We start from the raw sequence: 20,081 nt of genomic DNA, 5'->3' as shown, positions 1-20,081 counted from the left end.
AGACGGTCCTCGGGGTGTCATGCCTGGCGGGTAGAGGGCCGGCCAGGACACATACAAGGAACGAGTATGCCAGCCCGGGCCACCTGGTTTCCACCGCTGGATGTGTGCCGAGTGGCACAGTGTCAAGTCCCGGGTTTCGTTGAGGGTGTGCGGGTGATGGTTGCTCAGGCCGCGGTGGCGGTCTGAGGGGCGTGCTGACGGACCCGGTGGTCCGTCTCGATCTCGGTGGGGGTGCGGTGGTCGAGCTTGCCGTGGAGGCGGTCGGTATTGAACCAGTGGACCCAGTCGGCGGTGGCCGGCTCGACGTCCTCGATGCCGTTCCAGGGCCCATCGAGAAAGATCAGTTCGTGCTTGTAGAGTGAGTTCAGTGCCTCGGCCATCGCGTTATCGTACGAATCTCCCTTCGAGCCGACAGAAGCGACAACTTCGGCTTCCTCCAGCGCCTGCGAGTATTTGATGGCGCGGTATTGAACTCCGCGGTCGCTATGATGTATCAATCCACTCACGTCTTGGCCAGCTTTCCGACGGTTCCAGAATCCCATGTTAAGCGCGTCGAGGGCCAGATCGGTATAGAGCCGCGTCGAGGTTTGCCAGCCGACGATCATTCGTGAGAACACGTCGAGCACGAAGGCGACGTATACCCATCCCGACCTGGTGGGCACATAGGTGATGTCCGCTACCCATAGCTGATTCGGGGCGGTCGCGGTGAATTCCCGCTGGACGAGGTCCAAGGGGCGGCCGGTCTCCGGGGCCGGCTTCGTGGTGCGCGGGTACTTGCCCCGTACGGTGCCGCGGATGCCGAGGGAACGGCACAGTCGCTCGACTCTGCCCTTGCCGACCGCGATGCCCTCGCGGACGAGCTGCGCATGAATCTTCCGGATCCCGTAGACCCGCATTCGTGGATGAAAATGAATGCGCATAATCTCCTTCGATAATTCGGCATCACGAACACTGCGAGCCGAGGGAGGTCGGCTGCGGGCCGCATAGTAGGTCTGCGGGGCGATCTTCACATCGAGCTCTTTGGTGAGAACCCGGCAGATCGGTTCGATCCCCCACGTGTCTTTTTGTTCGTCGATGTAGGCGACGATCACTTCTGTGGGCGGTCGAACTCCGCCGCGAAAAAAGCCGTCGCGGACTTCAGGATCTCGTTCGAGCGGCGCAGCTCACGGTTCTCCGCCTCCAACTGACGAATCCGCGTTTCGGCGTCCACCGCCTCGGTCGGGATGTCTGCGGCTTCTGCCTTGCTGACCCAGTTCCGCAGCGCTTCCTTGTGCACGTTCGTCTGCTTCGCGATCCGCGCGATCGCGCCGATGCGTGTCGCCGGGTCGCGGCGGGCCTCGACGGCCAGGCGGGTCGCTCGCTCCCGCAGCTCGACGGGGTACTTGTAGTTGGCCATGGTGATCAGGGGGTCCTTCCAGGATGTCTGGCTCACCCTCTATCAAACCCCGGACGATTCACAGCGAGCCCCTCGATCAGCTGCCCAAGCGGGCAAGGACGTCCATCAGGAACGCATCGACGTGCTCCGCGCTGTAGCCATCACGCCTGGTCGTACTGCGGTCCATCGCCGCACCCTCCAGCAGCTGGCGTGCCCGGTGGCGACCGCTCCCCTGATCCGGGCTTGCGCTCAGTGCCGCGATCATCTCGTCCAGGAGGAGGTCGACGTCGTCCGCGGCGTAGTTGACGGCGCTGCTGGCGGCCTGAGGGAACCTCGCCTGGAGAAGGTGCGCGACCAGGGGGTCCTCGGGTGCATCCGGAGCGGCGGATGGTGACGGGCGCGGTGGTGGCGGGTCCGTGACAGGAGGCGGCGGCGGGGCCGGGGCGTCCTGGAGCGCAGGGACCAGCACCTCATCGAGAAAGACGTCCACGTCCTGCATGTCATAGCCATCGCGGAACGTCACGGTGGGGAACGCGGCACCCTGCACGCGCTCGACCGCTTCTCGGTGAGCACGCTGCGGATCCATGGGGTCCTTCACCAGGGTGACGATCTGGTCGAGGAAGTCGTCGACCGCATCCGTCCGGTAGCCGGCACGGAACTTCACCGTCGCGAACCGGGCCGCATCGATCAGCCCGACGACGGGGTCGACGCTACTCATCTCGTCACGCCCATGGGGACCTCTGGCCTCGTTCATGCCTTCACCACCTGACCGGCCAGGACCACAGCGGTGAGGTCCCGCAGGGTCCGGTGGTCGGTGCGGGGATCGTGCTGGGCCACGAGCAGGTCGGCCGGGGAACCGTCCTCGAGGCCCGGGACGCCGAGGAACTCCCGCGGCCCCCAGGCGGCGGCCTGCAGGATCTGGGTCCCGGTGAGCCCGGCGCGGGCCAGCTCGTCGAGCTCGTCGTGGATGATCCCGTGCCCCAGCACTCCCCCGGCATCGGTGCCCACCAGCAGCGGCACCCCGGCGTCCAGGGCGTCGCGGGTGCGGTCGTAGCGACCCTCGCGCAGACGACGCATGTGCGCTGCGTAGGCGGGGAACTTCTTCTCCCCCTGGGAGGCGTACTGCTCGAACTCCCCCACGTTGACCAGGGTGGTCACCACCGGGGTGCGGGTCTCCGCAGCGCGGGCGATGGTTTCGTCGGTCAGGCCGGTGGCGTGCTCGAGGCAGTCGAAGCCGGCGTCCAGCAGCATCGGCAGGGTGTCCTCGGCGAAGGTGTGTGCGGTGATGCGGGCCCCGGCGGCGTGGGCGGCGTCGGCCGCAGCGCGGAAGGTCTCCGCATCCCAGCAGGGGGTGAGGTCCCCTGCGGTGCGGTCGATCCAGTCCCCCACCAGCTTCACCCAGTCGTCGCCACGGCCGGCCTCGCGGGTCACGGCATCGGGCAGAGCCTCGGGTTCGAGCTCGTCGGCGTAGCCGATGAGGTAGCGGCGCGTGCGGGCCAGGTGGCGGCCGCAGCGGATCAGGCGCGGCAGATCCGCCTGCTGCTGGAGAGGGGAGTTGTCGATGATCGATCCGGCGTCGCGGATCAGCAGCACCCCGGTGTCGCGATCGGTGAGGGCCTGGGTGCGGGCCTGCTCCAGGGTGGTGCCGGTGCCCTCGTCACTGATGCCGAGGTGGCAGTGCAGGTCTGCCAGTCCGGGGACGACGTAGCCGTCGATGGTGCGGATCTCGGTGCCTGCGGGGATGTCGGGGCGCTCGTGGTGGATGCGGCCCTGGTGCACCCATGCCTCACTGACCTCCAGCTCCGGGCCCAGCAGGATGGGGCCGGTGAGGTGCAGGACAGGGGCGGCGGCGTGGGGCGAAGGGGCACCGCTTGCAGTTGCGGCGTCGGTGTCAGCGCTGATCATGCTTTGACCCTAATGGCCTCGTTGCGCGCGGGCATTCCATGATCGAGATGATGGCCTCCTCAGTCCGGGCGGTCGGAGCGGCGTCCGATGCCGTCAAGCGGCTTCAGCGCGACTGACCGCGGCGGCAAGGCGCAGGAGGAAAGCTTCCGGCTTCGCGATGTCGACAATGCTGATGCGAAGCACTGTCCAGCCGTGGCCGTGCAGCACTTCGTTCTTGTGCAGATCCTTCTGCCATCTCCGACGATCCAGACGGTGCCCCTCGCTGTCGTACTCGATCGCGATCTTCCACTGCGGGTACGCCAGGTCGATGAACCCGAACCATGTCGTGTCAGGGTCATCGATTCGCAGGTTCGCTACGGGCAACGGGTATCCCCACCGCGACAGGAGCAGCCGCGTCCTCGTCTCCATCGGTGACCAGACGTTCTCCGCTGCCAGCTCGGCTGCGCGCCTGACCGATGCGGCTCCACGTCCGCGCAGCTGACCGGAGAAAGCCCTGATTCCCCGGAGCGGGATCGTCAGCTCTGCTTTCGTACCCGCCAGTGCGTCGAGGCACACCACGAGGTCATCGTCGCCGAGGAACTGCGCACTGTCCTGAAGAGCGACCAGCGGGTGGGACAGGACGATGCCTTTCCAGCGGAACGCCGCTGAGGCCCTGGGGGCATGCACGATGATTCGGCTGGTCACGCTCCTCTGCCGCTCGCTGGATGCCCTGCAGTGGAGCGGTTCCCCTGCACTCCACTCGCACCGCTGCGGCAACGGTAGGCCGAGCAGTTCGAGAGCAGTGGTATGGCTGATCACGGCGCCGGGGCGCACCTCGTTCTGCAGCACCTGTGCCACAGCGATCAGCGGCACAGGTGCGTCCGCTCTCGCGCAGTAGCCGGGCAACGGCGCGACGATGGCTGGTGATGAGAGCACGCGAGGGTGCATGCCTGCATCGATGAGCGCAGGCCGGGAGTAGAGCCTCCCCGGCATGAGATCGTCTGGTCTTCTGAAACGCCGTGCCATAGCCCGACGCTAGGGCGCGGTGGTCGGTTCCCCAGGCAGTGAGGCCCGATGGTGGACATGGACCCCATGGGGAGGAACCTGGTGCGGGGGCTGCTGGACGGAGGCAGGGCTGCTGTAAATCCAGGTGCGGGGACTGGACTGTCAAGTCCCGGGTTTCGTTGAGGGTGTGCGGGTGATGGTTGCTCAGGCCGCGGTGGCGGTCTGAGGGGCGTGCTGACGGACCCGGTGGTCCGTCTCGATCTCGGTGGGGGTGCGGTGGTCGAGCTTGCCGTGGAGGCGGTCGGTATTGAACCAGTGGACCCAGTCGGCGGTGGCCGGCTCGACGTCCTCGATGCCGTTCCAGGGCCCATCGAGAAAGATCAGTTCGTGCTTGTAGAGTGAGTTCAGTGCCTCGGCCATCGCGTTATCGTACGAATCTCCCTTCGAGCCGACAGAAGCGACAACTTCGGCTTCCTCCAGCGCCTGCGAGTATTTGATGGCGCGGTATTGAACTCCGCGGTCGCTATGATGTATCAATCCACTCACGTCTTGGCCAGCTTTCCGACGGTTCCAGAATCCCATGTTAAGCGCGTCGAGGGCCAGATCGGTATAGAGCCGCGTCGAGGTTTGCCAGCCGACGATCATTCGTGAGAACACGTCGAGCACGAAGGCGACGTATACCCATCCCGACCTGGTGGGCACATAGGTGATGTCCGCTACCCATAGCTGATTCGGGGCGGTCGCGGTGAATTCCCGCTGGACGAGGTCCAAGGGGCGGCCGGTCTCCGGGGCCGGCTTCGTGGTGCGCGGGCACTTGCCCCGTACGGTGCCGCGGATGCCGAGGGAACGGCACAGTCGCTCGACTCTGCCCTTGCCGACCGCGATGCCCTCGCGGACGAGCTGCGCATGAATCTTCCGGATCCCGTAGACCCGCATTCGTGGATGAAAATGAATGCGCATAATCTCCTTCGATAATTCGGCATCACGAACACTGCGAGCCGAGGGAGGTCGGCTGCGGGCCGCATAGTAGGTCTGCGGGGCGATCTTCACATCGAGCTCTTTGGTGAGAACTCGGCAGATCGGTTCGATCCCCCACGTGTCTTTTTGTTCGTCGATGTAGGCGACGATCACTTCTGTGGGCGGTCGAACTCCGCCGCGAAAAAAGCCGTCGCGGACTTCAGGATCTCGTTCGAGCGGCGCAGCTCACGGTTCTCCGCCTCCAACTGACGAATCCGCGTTTCGGCGTCCACCGCCTCGGTCGGGATGTCTGCGGCTTCTGCCTTGCTGACCCAGTTCCGCAGCGCTTCCTTGTGCACGTTCGTCTGCTTCGTGAGTATTCGTAGTCGTGGGAGCCACCGAATCTTGCTCTTGGGGACCGCCGATCGTGCCGACGGGGGCCAGTAGCCGCCGCGGTGGGGACCACTGGCTCCCGCCGGCATCGGGTCACTGGGGCAGTGCGGTGTGTTCTCGCATGTTCCTGTCGCCGGTGTCGATCCAGATTGTGTTGTGCACGATGCGGTCCATGATCGCATCGGCGTGGACTGCTCCACCGAGCCGGGCGTGCCAGTCCTTCTTCGGGTACTGGGTGCAGAACACGGTCGAGCCGGTGTCATAGCGGCGCTCGAGCAGTTCCAGCAGCATCGAACGCATTCCCTCGTCAGGATGGTCCAGCAGCCACTCGTCGATCACCAGCAGCGAGAACGTGGAGTACTTCCGCAGGAACTTCGTCTGGCCCTGCGGCTTGTCCTTTGCCAGGGCCCAGGCCTCTTCGAGGTCGGGCATTCGGATGTAGTGGGCTCGGAGCCGGTGCTGGCAGGCCTGCTTCGCCAGCGCGCAGCCGAGGTAGGACTTCCCTGAGCCGGTGAAGCCCTGGAAGACCACGTTCTGTTGCCGCTGGATGAAGGAGCAGGTTGCCAGTTGCGCGATCACGTTCCGGTTCAGTCCCCGTTCCTCGACCAGATCCAGCCGCCGCAGGTCCGCTCCGGGATAACGCAGCCCCGCCCGGCGGATCAGACCCTCGACCTTTCCATGATTGAAGATGGAATGCGCCTCGTCCACGATCAGCTGGAGCCGTTCCTGGAACGACATCCCCAGCACGTGAGCCTCATCCTGGGCATCGATCGCGTCCAGCAGCGCGGTCGCGCCCATCTCGCGCAGCTTCCGCTTCGTGTCGTTATCGATCACGCTCACCGGACACCTCCGGCGTAGTAGTCGGCGCCACGGACGTATCCGCCGTCTTCCGCGGGTTCCTCGCGGGGTGGACGCAGGGCGGCGACCTTGTCCTGCCCGGTGGCCAAGATCGGGTGCAGATGCGCATAGCGCGGTGAACGGACCCGTCCCGTCAGCGCGAGTGCGCAGGCCGCCTCGACCCGATCTACGGAGAAGCGGCGAGAGAGCCGTAGCACCGCCAACGCGGGATCCAGGCCCTGTTCCACGATCGGCACGGACTCGAAGATCCGCTGGATCACGATCACCGTGGCCGGCCCGACCCGATCTGCCCACGCCCGCACCCTCTGCGCGTCCCAGGCCTGGAAACGCTCGCCCGCAGGTAGGTCCGCGTCGTTGGTGCGGTACTCATTGCTCGCGGTCTCCGGGAGCAGCAGGTGACTGGTCAGTCGCTGGCTGCCCTGATAGATCTCCAGCGTCCGGGCCGTGATGCGCAGATCGACCTTCGCGCCGATGTGCGCGAACGGCGCGGAGTAGAAGTTCCGCGCGAACGTGACGTGCCCGTTCCTGCCCACTCGTCGTCCGTAGTGCCATGTCGAGATCTCGTAGGGCACCGCCGGCAGCGGCGTCAGCAGCGGCCGCTCCTCCGCGTCGAACACGCTGGCGCGGGATCCGGGCCGCTTCTGGAACGGCTCCGCGTTATAGGCCTCCATCCGCTGCCCGATGGCGGCTGCAAGTTCGGGCAGGGACGTGAATCGCTGATCCCGCAGCCCGGCGATGACCCAGGTCGCGACGTGCGCGACGGTGTTCTCCACGCTCGCCTTGTCTTTCGGTTTCCGCACCCTCCCCGGGAGCACCGCCGCCGAGTAATGCGCTGCCATCTCGCGATACGCATCGTTCAGGACGATCTCGCCCTCGCGGGGGTGCTTCACCACACCGGTCTTGAGGTTGTCCGGAACGATCCTCGGGACCGTCCCGCCCAGCGCCTCGAACATCGCTACGTGCGCTCGCAGCCAGGACTCCTGGCGCATATCCAGCGCCGGGAAGCAGAACGCGTAACGAGAAAAAGGCAGGCAGGCAACGAACAAGAACACCTTCGAGACCTCGCCGGTGACCGGATCGGCCAGCTCCATCGTGGGGCCGGACCAGTCGACCTCCACGCTCTGGCCGGCCTTGTGACCGACTCTCGAAGCGGCACCGGTGACCATGACGTGGTGCTGGTAGGTGCGGCAAAACCGGTCATACCCCATCGCCGGATCCCCAGCCGCCGTGGTCGCGTCGAAGTACTCGCCGTGCAACAGCTTCAGCGTCACGCCGACCCTGGCCATCTCTCGATGGACCTGTTCCCAGTCCGGCTGTGCGAACACGCTCTCGTGCTCGCCCCGGCCCGGGAACAACCGGGCATACACCTGCTCATCGGCGACGTCCGCGATATCGCCCCACCCGATCCCTGCAGCGTCAGCGGCCTCGAACACCGCCCTCACGGACTTGCGGGACATGCCCTGCGAGGACGAAATCGCTCGCCCCGACAGACCTTCTGCGCGCAGCTGGAGCACCAGCTTCGCCCTGATCTTCCGTACCATTCCAGATTGCTCCTTCCGCCGCGTGCCCTATACACACGGCGGAAGGAGCGTAGACAGAGCGGCCCCAACGACACCACTGGTGGTCCCGAACGACGCCACCGCTACGGCAGCGACGTGGCACCCGAACCCTCGATCAGCGGACCCCAGCGAGGCGAATATTCAGCTTCGCGATCCGCGCGATCGCGCCGATGCGTGTCGCCGGGTCGCGGCGGGCCTCGACGGCCAGGCGGGTCGCTCGCTCCCGCAGCTCGACGGGGTACTTGTAGTTGGCCATGGTGATCAGGGGGTCCTTCCAGGATGTCTGGCTCACCCTCTATCAAACCCCGGACGATTCAGACCGTGACTGGACTGTCCGAGTCACCTGTGCTGCGTGCCGTCACAGACCCCACATCGCCGAACACAGACCCCGCATCACCGAGTTTCGTGTGGCCAGCTTCCAGAATCTGGAACGTACCCACCCGTAACCGGGGTGTTGCACCGCCCCCACCTACGGGACGTGGCTGATGCACCCCGGTGGGGCGGGGCTGGCGCCGGTCAGGAGGTAGCACGCAAGGGGGCTGGCGCCGGTCAGGAGGTAGCACGCAAGGGGGAGGGCGACCGCGACGGCGAGACGCGTCAGCGGCCCTGGCCGAAGAGCTTCTGCATGTCCGGCGGGAGCTGGCTGGGGTCGAAGTCGGAGAGATCCGGCATGCCACCCTGGCCACCGGCACCGCCCTGACCTGCAGCGCCGGCACCGAAGGCGGAGCCACCCGTGCCACCACCCTCGGCTGCGCGCTTGGCGGCCTCGGCCTGCTCGCGAGCGGCCTTGGCGGGGTTCTTGGACTTGGCCTTCTTGGTGCGGGGCTGCTGCTGCGCCTTGCCGCGCGACTTCTTCCCCATGCCCATGCCGGGCCCACCGGGCATGCCCGGCATGCCACCGCCGGCCATGCCACGACCCATCTGACGCATCATGGTCTGGGCCTGCTTGAACCGCTCCATCAGCTGGTTGACCTGCTGCACCGTGGTGCCGGAGCCCTTGGCGATGCGGTTGCGGCGCGATCCGTTGAGCAGCTTCGGGTCCTGCCGCTCGGCCGGGGTCATCGAGCGGATGATCGCCTCGACGCGACCGAGCTCGCTCTCGTCGAAGTTCTCCAGCTGCTCGCGGTACTGGCCCATGTTGGGCAGCATGCCCAGCATCTTCTTGATGGAGCCCATGTTCTTGAGCTGCTGCATCTGGGCCAGGAAGTCGTCGAGGGTGAAGTCCTCACCGGAGGCCAGCTTCTGAGCGGCCTTCTCGGCCTCCTTCTGGTCGAAGGCCTTCTCCGCCTGCTCGATCAGGGTGAGCACGTCACCCATGTCGAGAATGCGGTTGGCCATCCGATCGGGGTGGAAGCGCTCGAAGTCATCGAGGCTCTCACCGGTGGAGGCGAACAGGATGGGCCGCTCGGTGACGCCGGTGATGGACAGGGCCGCACCACCGCGGGCGTCGCCGTCGAGCTTGGAGAGCACCACACCGGTGAAGCCCACGCCGTCGCGGAACGCCTCGGCCACGCGGGCCGCGTCCTGACCGATCATCGCGTCGACCACGAACAGGGTCTCGTGCGGGTTCACGGCGTCGCGGATCTCGCGGGCCTGCTGCATCATCTCCTCGTCGATGCCGAGGCGGCCGGCGGTATCGACGATGACCACGTCATGCTGCTGGAACTGCGCGGTGGACACACCGTTCATCGCCACCAGCACGGGATTGCCCACACCGTTGCCGGGCTCGGGGGCGAACACCGGCACTCCGGCGCGCTCACCGACGATCTGCAACTGGTTGACGGCGTTGGGGCGCTGGAGGTCGGCGGCGACCAGCATCGGGGTGTGGCCCTGCCCCTTCATCCACTTGGCGAGCTTGCCGGCCAGGGTGGTCTTGCCAGCACCCTGCAGGCCGGCCAGCATGATCACCGTGGGCGGGTGCTTGGCCCAGGTGAACTCCCCGGTGGCGCCGCCGAGTACCTCGACCAGCTCGGAATGGACGATCTTGACGACCTGCTGGGCGGGGTTGAGGGCCTTGGAGACCTCCTCGCCCAGGGCCCGTTCGCGTACGCGCCCGGTGAACTCGCGCACCACGGAGACCGCGACGTCGGCGTCCAGCAGGGCGCGGCGGATCTCGCGGATCGTCTTGTCGACGTCGGCCTCGGTGAGGCGGCCATGGCCGCGCAGGCCCTTCAGCGACGCTGTGATGCGATCGGACAGGTTGTTGAACACGGGGCGTTGGTCCTTCAGGTCGGTCCGGGGCGGTGACGGCAGTCCTCGGCGCAGGCCAGACTACCGGGCACCGGGGTGCACGGGCAGGGGCGGGGCGATTCAGCGGCTCTCGTCGTGGGCGATCTCTCCGCCGACGAGCACCAGCTGCCGGGCGGGGGCGCGCACCAGGGCATCCATCGGGTTCTCTGCATCCAGCAGCACGATGTCGGCGCGGGAGCCGACCCCGAGGCCGACGGCCGCGGCGGGATCGTCGGTGCCACCGGCCCAGCCGGTGACGCCCGAGTCGCGGTCGCCCTCGCCGGTGCCACCGACGAACCACTCGGCGGCGGTGGAGGTCTGGGCCAGCACGTGCAGCAGTTCCTCGTCGTAGCGGGCGCCGGTCATGCGGGCGTGCTGGCGGGCGATCTCCATCATGTCGCCGGGGCCGTAGGGGCTCCACAGGTCGCGGGCGCGGGCGGCGGGGACGTCGGCCAGCGCGAAACCGTGGGCGATGTTCACCCGGCCCTTCAGGTCCAGGGCGCGCGTGCGCTCGATGATCAGCTCGAACTCGAAAGCGCCCAGGTCACCGGGGTCGTGCAGGTGGATGTCGATGCCGCAGCCGGTGGCATCGGCGATGTCGAACAGGGCGTCGAGCTGCCCGGCGGGGTCACGGTCGATGCCGGCGGGGTCCAGACCGCCCACGTGCTCCACTCCGTTCTCGGCGGCGCGCCGCAGCAGGTCCACCACGCCCGGGCGGCGCAGTGCGCCGTCCTGCGGGAACGCCACGATCGTGCAGCGCATGGTCGGACAGGTCTGTTCGACGGCCTCGCGCACCACATCGATGCCGCGCAGGCCCACGCCGAGGTCCACGTCCACGTGGGTGCGGATGGCGGTGGTGCCGTGGCGCAGGAACTGGCGCAGCACCTCGCCGGTCACGTCCACACCGGGGATGCCCAGCTCGTCGCGGCGGGCGCGCTCGTGGCTGATGCGGCCCTCCAGCCCGGGCGGGCCGCCGAAGGACTGCCAGGGACGACCCCACCAGGACTTGTCCACGTGCGCGTGGGTGTTGATCAGGCCCGGGATGGCCAGCAGTCCGCGGCCGTCGATGCGCTCGTCATCCGACGGGGCCTCCGGCTGGGCACCCGTCTGCCCATCGGCATGCGGGGTGACGGCGATGATCTCGCCGTCGCGGAGGCTGAGGTCGACGGTGGCGTCGGCGCCGGCGAGACCGAGGCGGACGTCGGAGAGGATGGCAGTGGTGGTCACCGTCCCATTATGGGCCGATGCTCAGGACCCGGCGGCGGCATCGGCGACGGCAGTGACCACCCGGGCGGCGGTGGCCTCGTCCAGGGGCCTTCCCCGGATGTCGGTCAGGTACAGCACGTCCACCGCGCGGCGTCCGAGGGTCATCACGTGGGCGCTGCTGACCAGCAGCCGGTGCCCGGTGAGGGTCTCAGCGATGTCAGCCAGCAGGCTGGAGCGGTTGCGGGCGTTGATCTGCAGGGCGGTGGGCCGGCCCGGCTCGGTGGGCATCAGCGTCACCACCGGGGTGTCCTCACTGCGGCGCAGGGGCGCGGCCGGTTCTGTCTCCAGCACGCGGGCGGCGGGGTCGTCCCGCCTGGCCAGTTCCCGCTCCATGGCGGTGCGCACGGTGGTGGGGTGGGGCAGGTCCCCGGCGCGGCCGGTCACCCACCAGGTATCCACCGCCACACCGTCCACCGTGGTGATCACCGCCGAGCGCACCTGGAAGCGCAGCCTGGTGAGCACCCGGGCGAAGGCGGCGAACACGCCGGGCCCGTCAGGCGCGCCCATGCAGATCTCGGTGATCGGGGCGCTCTCGCTCGGTGCCGGGTACAGCACCGCGCAGCCTCCGGAATCGCGCACGGCATCCAGCACGGTCAGCTGAGCGGAGCGCTGCGGGGCCAGCAGTTCGCGGGGCGGCCTGGTCACCCCGGTCAGGGCATCGCGAGCAAGGCCCGCGAGATGATCCACCAGCTCGGCCCGCCAGGTGGTCCAGGCGGCGGGTCCGGCGGCGCGGGCATCGGCCTCGGTGAGGGCACGCAGCAGGTCCAGGCGGGAGGGATCGTGGTCCACCGCCGTCAGCAGCGCCTCGACGGTGGCGGGATCGGCATGGTCACGACCGGTGGCCAGGTCCACCAAGGTGAGGTGCTCGCGCACCAGGGCAGCGGTCACCTCGGCATCGGCCTCATCGAAGCCGAGTGCCCTGGCGGCCTCACGGGCCAGCGGTGCACCGGTCCGGCTGTGGTCCTCGGCGCCCGGGGTCTTGCCGATGTCGTGCAGCAGGGCGGTGACCAGCAGCAGGTCGGGCCGGTCCACGCTGCCCAGCAGCTTCTGGGCCTCCAGCACGGTCTCGATCTGGTGGCGGTCCACGGTGTAGCGGTGCACAGGTGAGCGCTGGGGCCGGTTGCGGATGCCCTCCCAGCCGGGCACCACGCGGGCCACCACCCCGTGCACGTCCAGCGCCTCGTACAGCTCGGCGAGATGCTCACCGGACAGGGCATCCACCAGCACGTCGCGCTGCTCCGGGGTGAAGCGGGGGCACCATCCTCCGGCCAGGCGGGCCAGGGTGGCGGCCGAGAGCGGCAGGCCGGTGGTGGCAGCGTGGCGGAGAGCGGCGATGTCGCGCAGTGCGCCGGTGTGGGTGGGGTCCACGGAGATCTCACCGGCCTGCACGATCACGCCGTGGTCCAGGCGGGCAAGGGCGGGCCTGCGGGAGGCGCCGCTTCCGTAGGTGGCATGCCCTCCGGGTGCCACGCCGGAGCGGGCGGCGGTCAGGGAGCGGCGCAGCTGCCAGGCGATCGCGCGGGAGGCGTCGGCGAGGGCGGCCAGCAGGTCGTCGGCCTCGCCGTAGCCGCACAGCCCTGCCACGGCGTCCTGGTCGGCGCGGCCCAGGCGGGTGCCGGAGCGGCCGGTGACCAGCTGCAGGGCGTCGCGCGCCTCCAGCAGCACGTCCGCTGCGCGGTCCACCACCACGTGGTCGTGGTCGGCCAGCCATGACTCGGCGATGGCGCGCACCAGGGTGACGTCGCGCAGGCCTCCGCGGTCGGACTTGAGATTGGGTTCGGTGGAGTGGGCGAGGATGCCGTAGCGGCCGGTGCGGTCCTCGACCAGTTCCTCGAGCTCGTCGATGCGGGTGCGGGCCCCACTGCGCCAGGCACGCCGTACCCGGGCGGAGGTGTCGGAGGCGAGGCGCTCCTCCCCCGCCACCAGGCGCAGGTCCAGCAGGGAGAGGGCGGCGCGGAGGTCCTCTGCGGCCACCTGCTCGCACTCGGCGGGGGTGCGCACGGAGTGGTCCAGCGACGTGCCGGAGTCCCACACCGGGTACCACAGCGCGGAGGCGAGGCGGGAGGCCTCCTCGGGCTCCACCTGTTCGCGGTCCAGCAGCAGCACGAGGTCCAGGTCGCTGGCGGGGCCGGCATCACGCCGACCCACGGAGCCGACGGCCGCGAGGGCTACTCCCCTGGTCGGCGGTACGGCGGCCTCCCACTGCTCGCGCAGCCAGTCCTCGATCAGTGCGGTGTGCTCGGCGCGGCGGGCGGGTCCCTGGGCGGGGTCGCCGATGCCGGAGTCGAGGGCGTGGTCGAGGCGGCGCACCGGGAGCCCGTCGGCCGGGGTGGCCGACGGGCTCCTGCGGGAGGGGTGCTCAGAGGGCATCGACGTCCCGTTCGGAGGTGCGCACCCGCACCACGGAGTCGACGGTGCTGGTCCAGACCTTGCCGTCGCCGATGCGGCCGGTGTGGGCTGCGGCGACGATGAGGTCCACGACGTCGGCCTCGGCGGCGTCGTCCACCAGGATCTCGAGCTTGACCTTGGGGATGGTGTCGATGCGGTACTCGGCTCCGCGGTACACCTCGGTGTGGCCGCCCTGGCGGCCGTAGCCGGCGACCTCGGTGAGGGTGATGCCGGTGACGCCGTACTCGCGCAGCGACTCGATGACGTCCTCGCGGGCGTGGGGCTGGATGACGGCGGTGACGAGCTTCATCGGTGCTCTCCTGGGGTGGCGGTGGCCGTGGCGGGCGCGGCTGGGAGGTCGACGGGCACCGGTGACCTGCGGCGCACGGAAGCGCCGACGAGATCGTATCCGGCCTCGGCGTGCTGGACGATGTCGATCCCGGTCTGCTCGTCCTCGGGATCGAGGCGCCATCCCAGGGTGTGCTTGAGCAGCAGGGCGATGACGAGGGTGACGATGCCGGAGAAGCCCATGGCGGCCAGTGCCACCAGTGCCTGGACGGCCAGCAGGGAGAGGCCTCCGCCGAACAGCAGGCCGCCCTCGACGGCGAACAGGCCGATCAGCACGGTGCCCACCAGGCCGCCCACCAGGTGCACTCCCACCACGTCCAGGGAGTCGTCCAGGCCGATGCGGTGCTTGAGGCTCACGGCCAGGGCGCAGCAGATGCCGGCCACGGCACCGAGCGCGATCGCGCCGAGAGGGTTGACGGCGGCAGCGGCAGGGGTGATCGCGACGAGGCCCGCAACGATGCCGGAGGCGGCGCCGAGGGAGGTGACGTGCTTGTCGCGGATCCTCTCCACCAGCATCCAGCCCAGCATCGCGCCGGCGGTGGCGACGGTGGTGTTCACCCAGGCCAGGCCCGCGGTGCCGTCGGCGGTGCCGGCGGATCCGGCGTTGAACCCGAACCAGCCGAACCACAGCAGGGCCGCGCCCAGCATCACCAGCGGCAGGTTGTGCGGCTTCATCGGGTCCTTGCCGAAGCCCAGGCGGGGGCCGACGATGATCGCGAGCACCAGCCCGGCGATACCGGCGTTGATGTGGACCACGGTGCCGCCGGCGAAGTCGACCGGTTCGGCGATCGCGGCGAAGGGCCCGTCAGCGGAGAGCAGGCCGCCGCCCCACACCATGTGGGCCATGGGGGCGTAGCAGACCAGCACCCACAGGGCACTGAAGGCCATCCAGGTGCCGAAGCGCACCCGGTCGGCGATGGCACCGGAGATGAGGGCCACGGTGATGATCGCGAAGGTCATCTGGAAGCCGGCCGCCACCAGGAAGGGGACGCCGGATCCGACCAGCAGGGACTGCTCGTCGGTGCCGACCAGGCCCGCGAACTGGAAGGGCGAGCCCAGCAGCCCGCCGATGTCGTCGCCGAAGGCGATCGAGTATCCGGCCACCGTCCAGGCCAGGGCCACGACGGCCATGGCGCTGAAGGACATCAGCATCATGTTCAGCACGGTGCGCGCGCGCACCATGCCTCCGTAGAAGAGGGACAGACCGGGGGTCATCAGCAGCACCAGTGAGGCACTGACGAGGATCCAGGCGGTCGCCCCCGTGTCGAGGGTGAAGGGGTCCATGGGGGTTCCTGGGATGGGTGGTGCCCGCCCGATCGGGCCGGCACGGTCCGCGGTGGACCGTGCCGCCATCGTGCGCGGGCTCCCATCGACCTACCAGGTCAGCGTGCCGCCGTGACCTTTCCGTGATCTCCGCGTTCACGGAGCGGAACAGTGGGAGCAGGCGCTCAGTCCCCCAGCAGGGCGTCCACGAAGCCGTAGGCGTCGAAGGGGGTGAGGTCATCCATCCCCTCGCCCAGGCCCACCATCTTCACCGGCACGCCCAGCTCGCGCTGGACGTTGACGACGATGCCGCCCTTGGCGGTGCCGTCGAGCTTGGTGAGCACGATGCCGGTGATCTGCACGGCCTCGGAGAACACGCGGGCCTGCTGCATGCCGTTCTGGCCGGTGGTGGCGTCGATGACCAGCAGCACCTCAGCGACGGTGTCGCCGTGCAGGCCCTTCTCGGCGACCCGGCGCACCTTGCCGAGCTCGTCCATCAGGCCCTTCTTGTTCTGCAGGCGGCCGGCGGTGTCGATGATGACCACGTCCACGCCCTGGGAGATGCCCTCCTTGACGGCGTCGAAGGCGACGGCGGCGGGGTCGGCCCCGTCGCGGTCCGAGCGCACGGTGTCCACGCCCACGCGGGAGCCCCAGGTGGCGAGCTGGTCGGCGGCGGCGGCACGGAAGGTGTCGGCCGCGCCGAGCACCACGGTGCGCTCAGCGGCCACCAGCACGCGGGCCAGCTTGCCGACGGTGGTGGTCTTGCCGGTGCCGTTGACACCGACCATCAGGATCACCGAGGGCACCTCGGTGCCGTCGGGGGCGGTGCGGGTGGTGGCGGCCAGGCGACGGTCCAGCTCGGGGTTCACCAGCGTCACGAGCTCTTCACGGAGCACCTCGCGCACGGCCAGGGGGTCGTCGGTGCCGAGCACCTGGATGCGGCGACGCAGGCCCTCCAGCAGCTCGTCGGTGGCGTCAGGGCCGAGGTCCGCCAGCAGCAGCGTCTCCTCGATCTCGTCCCAGGTGTCCTCGTCCACGGTGCCGCGGGTGAGCAGGGTGAGGATGCCGCGGCCGATGGAGCCGGAGCGGGACAGTCGCTCGCGCAGGCGCAGCATCCGGTCGGCCGGGGCCTCCGGGGTGTCGATGACCCGGCTGGTGGCCTCGTCAGTGGTGGTGGCCTCGTTAACCGGTACCTCTGCGGCGGTGGGTTCAGCAGCCGGGGCTTCGGGTGCTGGAGCTGTCGCCGTCTGCTCGGGCTCCGTGGGTGCGGGTGCGGTGGTGGCATCGGGTGTTGCCGCCTCTGCAGGGGCCGCATCGACCGGGGGCTGGTCCGTGGGGACGGCGACAGAGGCGGGTGCCTCTGCGTCCTGCGCATCCGGCCCGGCCTCCGGCTCGCCGGTGACGGGCTTCTGGTCGGTGACGGGCTTCGGGTCGCTCGCGTCCTGGTCGAAGGGCTCATCGTCCGCGGGCTTCGGCGCCGCGGGCTTGGAGGGTGCCGAGAGAGTATCGGCCCAGGTGGGAGCGGCAGGGCGCTCCTTGACGGCGGTCCCGGTGCGGGTACCGGTGCTGCCGGGGCGATCCTGCCCGTCCTTGGGCTGATCACCGCGGTCCGTCGGGGTCTTGCCGCGGCTGCGCACGTATGCCCAGGCGCCGGCGCCGAGCACGAGCACGCCACCGCCTGCACCGGCTACTAGGGCGAGGATGTCATTGGGATCCACGGGTCACCTCCGAGGTCGCTGGAGCCGGCGATGCGGCAGGGCCATCGATCAGTCTAGGTGGCAGGGCTGGACCACGGCGCGGTCTGCCGATCGACGCAGGGTGGCCGGTCGGCTGGTTCGAGCGAACGGCGCGGGAATCAGGCGCCGCGGCCGGTGCGCGAGGTGTGGCGATCGGTGCGCAGCGATGCAGTCGGCGCGGAACCGGACTCACGGGAGCGGCGGATGTTGGGCATGGCGACTGCCGCGAGGATCGCGACAGCCGCGAGCAGCGCGAGAAGCAGGAACCCGACCGTGACGACACCAGTACCCATGGGGTCCATTGTGCCCTGCGGATTTGTCCCGATCTCGCATCGCTCACTGTGCGGCGCGCCACGTTCCCGCAGTGCGCCACGTTCCTGCAGCGCGCCACATTCCTGCGTGTGCGGCGGATGAGGGCGGCCCGGCAGGGAGCTCAGCCCAGCTCGGGGAACCAGATGCTGATCTCGCGGGCGGCGGACTCGACCGAGTCGGAGCCGTGCACCAGGTTCTGGATCACCGGCAGGTCCCACTCGCGGGCCAGATCACCGCGGATGGTGCCGGGGGCGGCCTCGGTGGGGTTGGTGGCGCCGGCCAGGGAGCGGAAACCGGCGATGACGCCCTCACCTTCGAGCACCAGGGCGACCAGGGGTGCGGCACCCATGTACTCCACCAGGCCGGGGTAGAAGGGCTTGCCCTCGTGCTCGGCGTAGTGGGCGGACAGCTCGTCATCGGTGGCGGTGCGCTGGGCCAGGGCGGAGATGGTGTAGCCCTTGGCCTCGATGCGGCGGATGATCTCCCCGCGCAGGCCGCGCTTGACGGCGTCGGGCTTGAGCAGGACGAGAGTGCGCTGTGAAGTCATGGTGGGGAGCCTAGCTCAGGCGGCTCCGTCGGCCCCTTCGGCCTCCTGTGCACGCCAATGGGCGGCGTCCACCGCATCCTTCTCCCGGTCCAGCTGATTGCCCTTCAGCACACTGAACACGTACAGCGCTGCGAAGGCCGGACCGACCGCCCACATGGCGCTGACCTGCAGGCCCAGCAGGATCACCGGGATCTGCAGCACCATGCCCACGTAGTACGGCCCAGCGCCCCGCTTCAGCATCCCCGAGCAGATGATCAGGGCGACAGCAGTCACTAGTCCCCAGGTCCAGGTGAGGGCCCGTTGGTCGGGCACCAGCTGGTGGGCCACCAGCAGTGCGAAGAACACGATGAAGGCCTCGACCACCAGCACGGTCGCGCCGAGGATCCGCTGGGCACCGTGGGGGCGGGCAGAGGGTTGCAACGAGCGCGCCATCCTCACTCCTCCTCCGGCAGGCCCAGCAGGTCCCGCACCTCGGCGGCGAGGGTCACCGAGCCCGCGACCACCACTCCGCCGAACATGTCGCCCTCGGCCTCGGCGAGGTCCACGGCCTGCTGGATCGCATCGGGCAGGGAGGTGCTCTCCAGCACCCGGTCCTCGTCGTCGAACACGTCGCGGGCGATGTCGGCAAGCTCGTGGGCGGGGATCGCCCGCGGGGAGGAGGACTCGGTGATCACCACGGAGTCCAGCAGCGGCTCGAGGGTGGCGAGGATCTGTTCGGCATCCTTCTCCTGCAGGACTCCCACCAGGCCGATGGTGCGGGTGAAGCGGAAGTTCTCCCGCACCGTGGCCACCAGTGTCTCGGCGCCGGAGGGGTTGTGGGCGGCATCCAGCAGGATCGTGGGCGACTGGCGCACCACCTCGGCCCGGCCCGGGGAGGTGACGGTGCTGAGGGCGGCGGTGAGCAGGTCGGTGTCCAGGGGTGTGGAGCCGTCGCCCAGGAGGGCCTCGGCTGCGGCCACGGCGAGCAGGGCGTTGTGGGCCTGGTGCTCGCCCAGCAGCGACAGGAACAGGTCCTCGTAGCGCCCGGCGATGCCCTGCAGGGTGATCATCTGCCCGCCCACGCCGGGGGTGCGGGCCAGCACCCCGATCTGCTCGTCCTCGAAGGCGGCCTCGGCACCGAGGTCGATGATGCGCTCTCTCAGCACGTCGGCCGCATCGCCCTCCGGTTGCGCGGCGAGCACGGCGGTGGCCGTCGTGGTGAGGATCCCTGCCTTCTCCCCGGCGATCTCGGCGATGGTCTCTCCCAGGTACTCCTGGTGGTCCAGGCCGATCGAGGTAACCACGGCGACGTCCGGATCGACCACACCGGTGGCGTCCCAGGTGCCGCCCAGGCCGGTCTCCACCACCGCAACGTCCACGGGGGCGGAGGCGAAGGCCTGGTAGGCCATGGCGGTGAGGTACTCGAAGTAGGTGAGCCGCACTCCCCCGGCCGCCAGGGACTCCTCATCGACGATCCGGGCGAACGGCTCGACGTCGCGGTACGCCTGGACGAAGCCGTCCTCGTCGATCGGGGAGCCGTCGATCGCGATGCGCTCCACCGGCGAGTGCAGGTGGGGACTGGTGGTGCGTCCGGTGCGCAGGCCCGCCTCGCGCAGGATCCGCTCCAGAATGCGGGCGGTGGTGGTCTTGCCGTTGGTGCCGGCGATGCGGATGGAGCGGTAGGAGCGCTGCGGGTCGCCCATCAGCTCCATCACCCGGCGGATCCGCGACAGGTCCGGTTCGATGCGGTTCTCCGGCGCGCGCTCGAGGAGGGCGGCGTACACCTCGCGCAGCTGCGGCGACATGGCCGGACGGGACGGACGGGGCACAGCAACTCCTACGGGCACGGTGATGGGGCGCTGGCCAGTCTACGGAGCACGCGCTGGTCGGCGGCACAGGGAGGTTCCTCCCCAGCTGCCGGTGGTCCACATGGGCAGTTCTACCCATGGTCATCGCTGCAAGGTGCACATACGGTGAACGGA

At 69.2% G+C, this 20,081-nt stretch carries 18 protein-coding genes, 1 pseudogene and 2 other annotated features; all 19 genes and pseudogenes read right to left on the bottom strand.

What is annotated here, in order from left to right; translation table 11 throughout:
- Positions 1-164: 164 nt before the first annotated feature.
- The 19 genes and pseudogenes from JOD52_RS03645 to JOD52_RS03550 all read right to left on the bottom strand — a co-directional run bounded on the left by JOD52_RS03645 (position 165) and on the right by JOD52_RS03550 (position 19,904).
- Positions 165-1,396 (bottom strand): annotated as a pseudogene (locus JOD52_RS03645) (IS3 family transposase).
- Positions 996-1,127, bottom strand: a sequence feature (AL1L pseudoknot). (Overlaps the previous pseudogene by 132 nt.)
- A 76-nt stretch (positions 1,397-1,472) precedes the next feature.
- Entirely contained in the window at positions 1,473-2,093 is a 621-nt protein-coding gene (locus JOD52_RS03635; RefSeq protein ID WP_204408820.1) for a DivIVA domain-containing protein, read from the bottom strand.
- A 32-nt stretch (positions 2,094-2,125) separates the two neighbouring features.
- Positions 2,126-3,280 carry an amidohydrolase family protein gene (locus JOD52_RS03630; protein ID WP_204408819.1) on the bottom strand — a complete coding sequence of 385 codons (1,155 nt, stop codon included), beginning with the start codon at positions 3,278-3,280 and terminating at the stop codon, positions 2,126-2,128.
- 93 nt (positions 3,281-3,373) lie between these two features.
- Positions 3,374-4,132, bottom strand: a complete 759-nt coding sequence (locus JOD52_RS03625; protein WP_204408818.1) for a DUF559 domain-containing protein — start codon at positions 4,130-4,132, stop codon at positions 3,374-3,376.
- Between the two features lie 336 nt (positions 4,133-4,468).
- A complete protein-coding gene (locus JOD52_RS03620; RefSeq protein WP_204408817.1) occupies positions 4,469-5,395 on the bottom strand; it encodes an IS3 family transposase in 927 nt (308 codons plus the stop codon).
- Positions 5,300-5,431, bottom strand: a sequence feature (AL1L pseudoknot). (Overlaps the previous gene by 96 nt.)
- Positions 5,392-5,703: a transposase gene (locus JOD52_RS03615; RefSeq protein WP_204408816.1), complete on the bottom strand. Its 312-nt coding sequence runs from the start codon at positions 5,701-5,703 to the stop codon at positions 5,392-5,394. (Overlaps the previous feature by 40 nt.) The genes JOD52_RS03620 and JOD52_RS03615 overlap by 4 nt, the downstream gene beginning before the upstream one ends.
- 4 nt (positions 5,704-5,707) lie before the next feature.
- Positions 5,708-6,454 carry an ATP-binding protein gene (locus JOD52_RS03610; protein ID WP_338124028.1) on the bottom strand — a complete coding sequence of 249 codons (747 nt, stop codon included), beginning with the start codon at positions 6,452-6,454 and terminating at the stop codon, positions 5,708-5,710.
- The gene (gene istA, locus JOD52_RS03605) at positions 6,451-8,013 is read right to left on the bottom strand and encodes an IS21 family transposase (protein WP_204408388.1); all 1,563 of its coding nucleotides are present in this window, start codon (positions 8,011-8,013) and stop codon (positions 6,451-6,453) included. The genes JOD52_RS03610 and istA overlap by 4 nt, the downstream gene beginning before the upstream one ends.
- 133 nt (positions 8,014-8,146) lie before the next feature.
- Complete coding sequence (locus JOD52_RS03600; protein ID WP_204408815.1) at positions 8,147-8,323, bottom strand: hypothetical protein; 177 nt, start codon at positions 8,321-8,323, stop codon at positions 8,147-8,149.
- Between the two features lie 305 nt (positions 8,324-8,628).
- The gene (gene ffh / locus JOD52_RS03595; protein WP_017822820.1) at positions 8,629-10,242 is read right to left on the bottom strand and encodes a signal recognition particle protein; all 1,614 of its coding nucleotides are present in this window, start codon (positions 10,240-10,242) and stop codon (positions 8,629-8,631) included.
- Positions 10,243-10,341: 99 nt separating this feature from the next.
- Entirely contained in the window at positions 10,342-11,487 is a 1,146-nt protein-coding gene (locus tag JOD52_RS03590) for an amidohydrolase family protein (RefSeq protein WP_259850638.1), read from the bottom strand.
- A gap of 21 nt (positions 11,488-11,508) precedes the next feature.
- A complete protein-coding gene (locus tag JOD52_RS03585) occupies positions 11,509-13,896 on the bottom strand; it encodes a [protein-PII] uridylyltransferase (protein ID WP_052326303.1) in 2,388 nt (795 codons plus the stop codon).
- On the bottom strand, positions 13,886-14,224 hold the full coding sequence (locus tag JOD52_RS03580; protein ID WP_017822824.1) for a P-II family nitrogen regulator: 339 nt from the start codon (positions 14,222-14,224) through the stop codon (positions 13,886-13,888). The genes JOD52_RS03585 and JOD52_RS03580 overlap by 11 nt, the downstream gene beginning before the upstream one ends.
- Entirely contained in the window at positions 14,221-15,546 is a 1,326-nt protein-coding gene (locus JOD52_RS03575; RefSeq protein ID WP_204408814.1) for an ammonium transporter, read from the bottom strand. Before JOD52_RS03575 ends, JOD52_RS03580 begins: the two co-directional genes overlap by 4 nt.
- Positions 15,547-15,710: 164 nt before the next feature.
- The gene (gene ftsY / locus JOD52_RS03570) at positions 15,711-17,243 is read right to left on the bottom strand and encodes a signal recognition particle-docking protein FtsY (RefSeq protein WP_204408813.1); all 1,533 of its coding nucleotides are present in this window, start codon (positions 17,241-17,243) and stop codon (positions 15,711-15,713) included.
- A gap of 137 nt (positions 17,244-17,380) precedes the next feature.
- Entirely contained in the window at positions 17,381-17,554 is a 174-nt protein-coding gene (locus tag JOD52_RS03565; protein ID WP_017822827.1) for a hypothetical protein, read from the bottom strand.
- Between the two features lie 140 nt (positions 17,555-17,694).
- A complete protein-coding gene (gene ndk, locus JOD52_RS03560; RefSeq protein ID WP_017822828.1) occupies positions 17,695-18,120 on the bottom strand; it encodes a nucleoside-diphosphate kinase in 426 nt (141 codons plus the stop codon).
- Between the two features lie 15 nt (positions 18,121-18,135).
- Complete coding sequence (locus tag JOD52_RS03555) at positions 18,136-18,552, bottom strand: DUF4233 domain-containing protein (RefSeq protein ID WP_204408812.1); 417 nt, start codon at positions 18,550-18,552, stop codon at positions 18,136-18,138.
- 2 nt (positions 18,553-18,554) lie between these two features.
- Positions 18,555-19,904 (bottom strand): bifunctional folylpolyglutamate synthase/dihydrofolate synthase, encoded by a 1,350-nt coding sequence (locus JOD52_RS03550; RefSeq protein WP_204411473.1) that lies wholly within the window; start codon positions 19,902-19,904, stop codon positions 18,555-18,557.
- Between the last annotated feature and the right edge of the window lie 177 nt (positions 19,905-20,081).

The sequence above is a fragment of the Brachybacterium muris genome (genome assembly GCF_016907455.1).
Lineage (GTDB): Bacteria > Actinomycetota > Actinomycetes > Actinomycetales > Dermabacteraceae > Brachybacterium > Brachybacterium muris.
The sequence above is the reverse complement of the archived record's forward strand: the minus strand, read 5'-3'. Positions and strand labels throughout refer to the sequence as shown.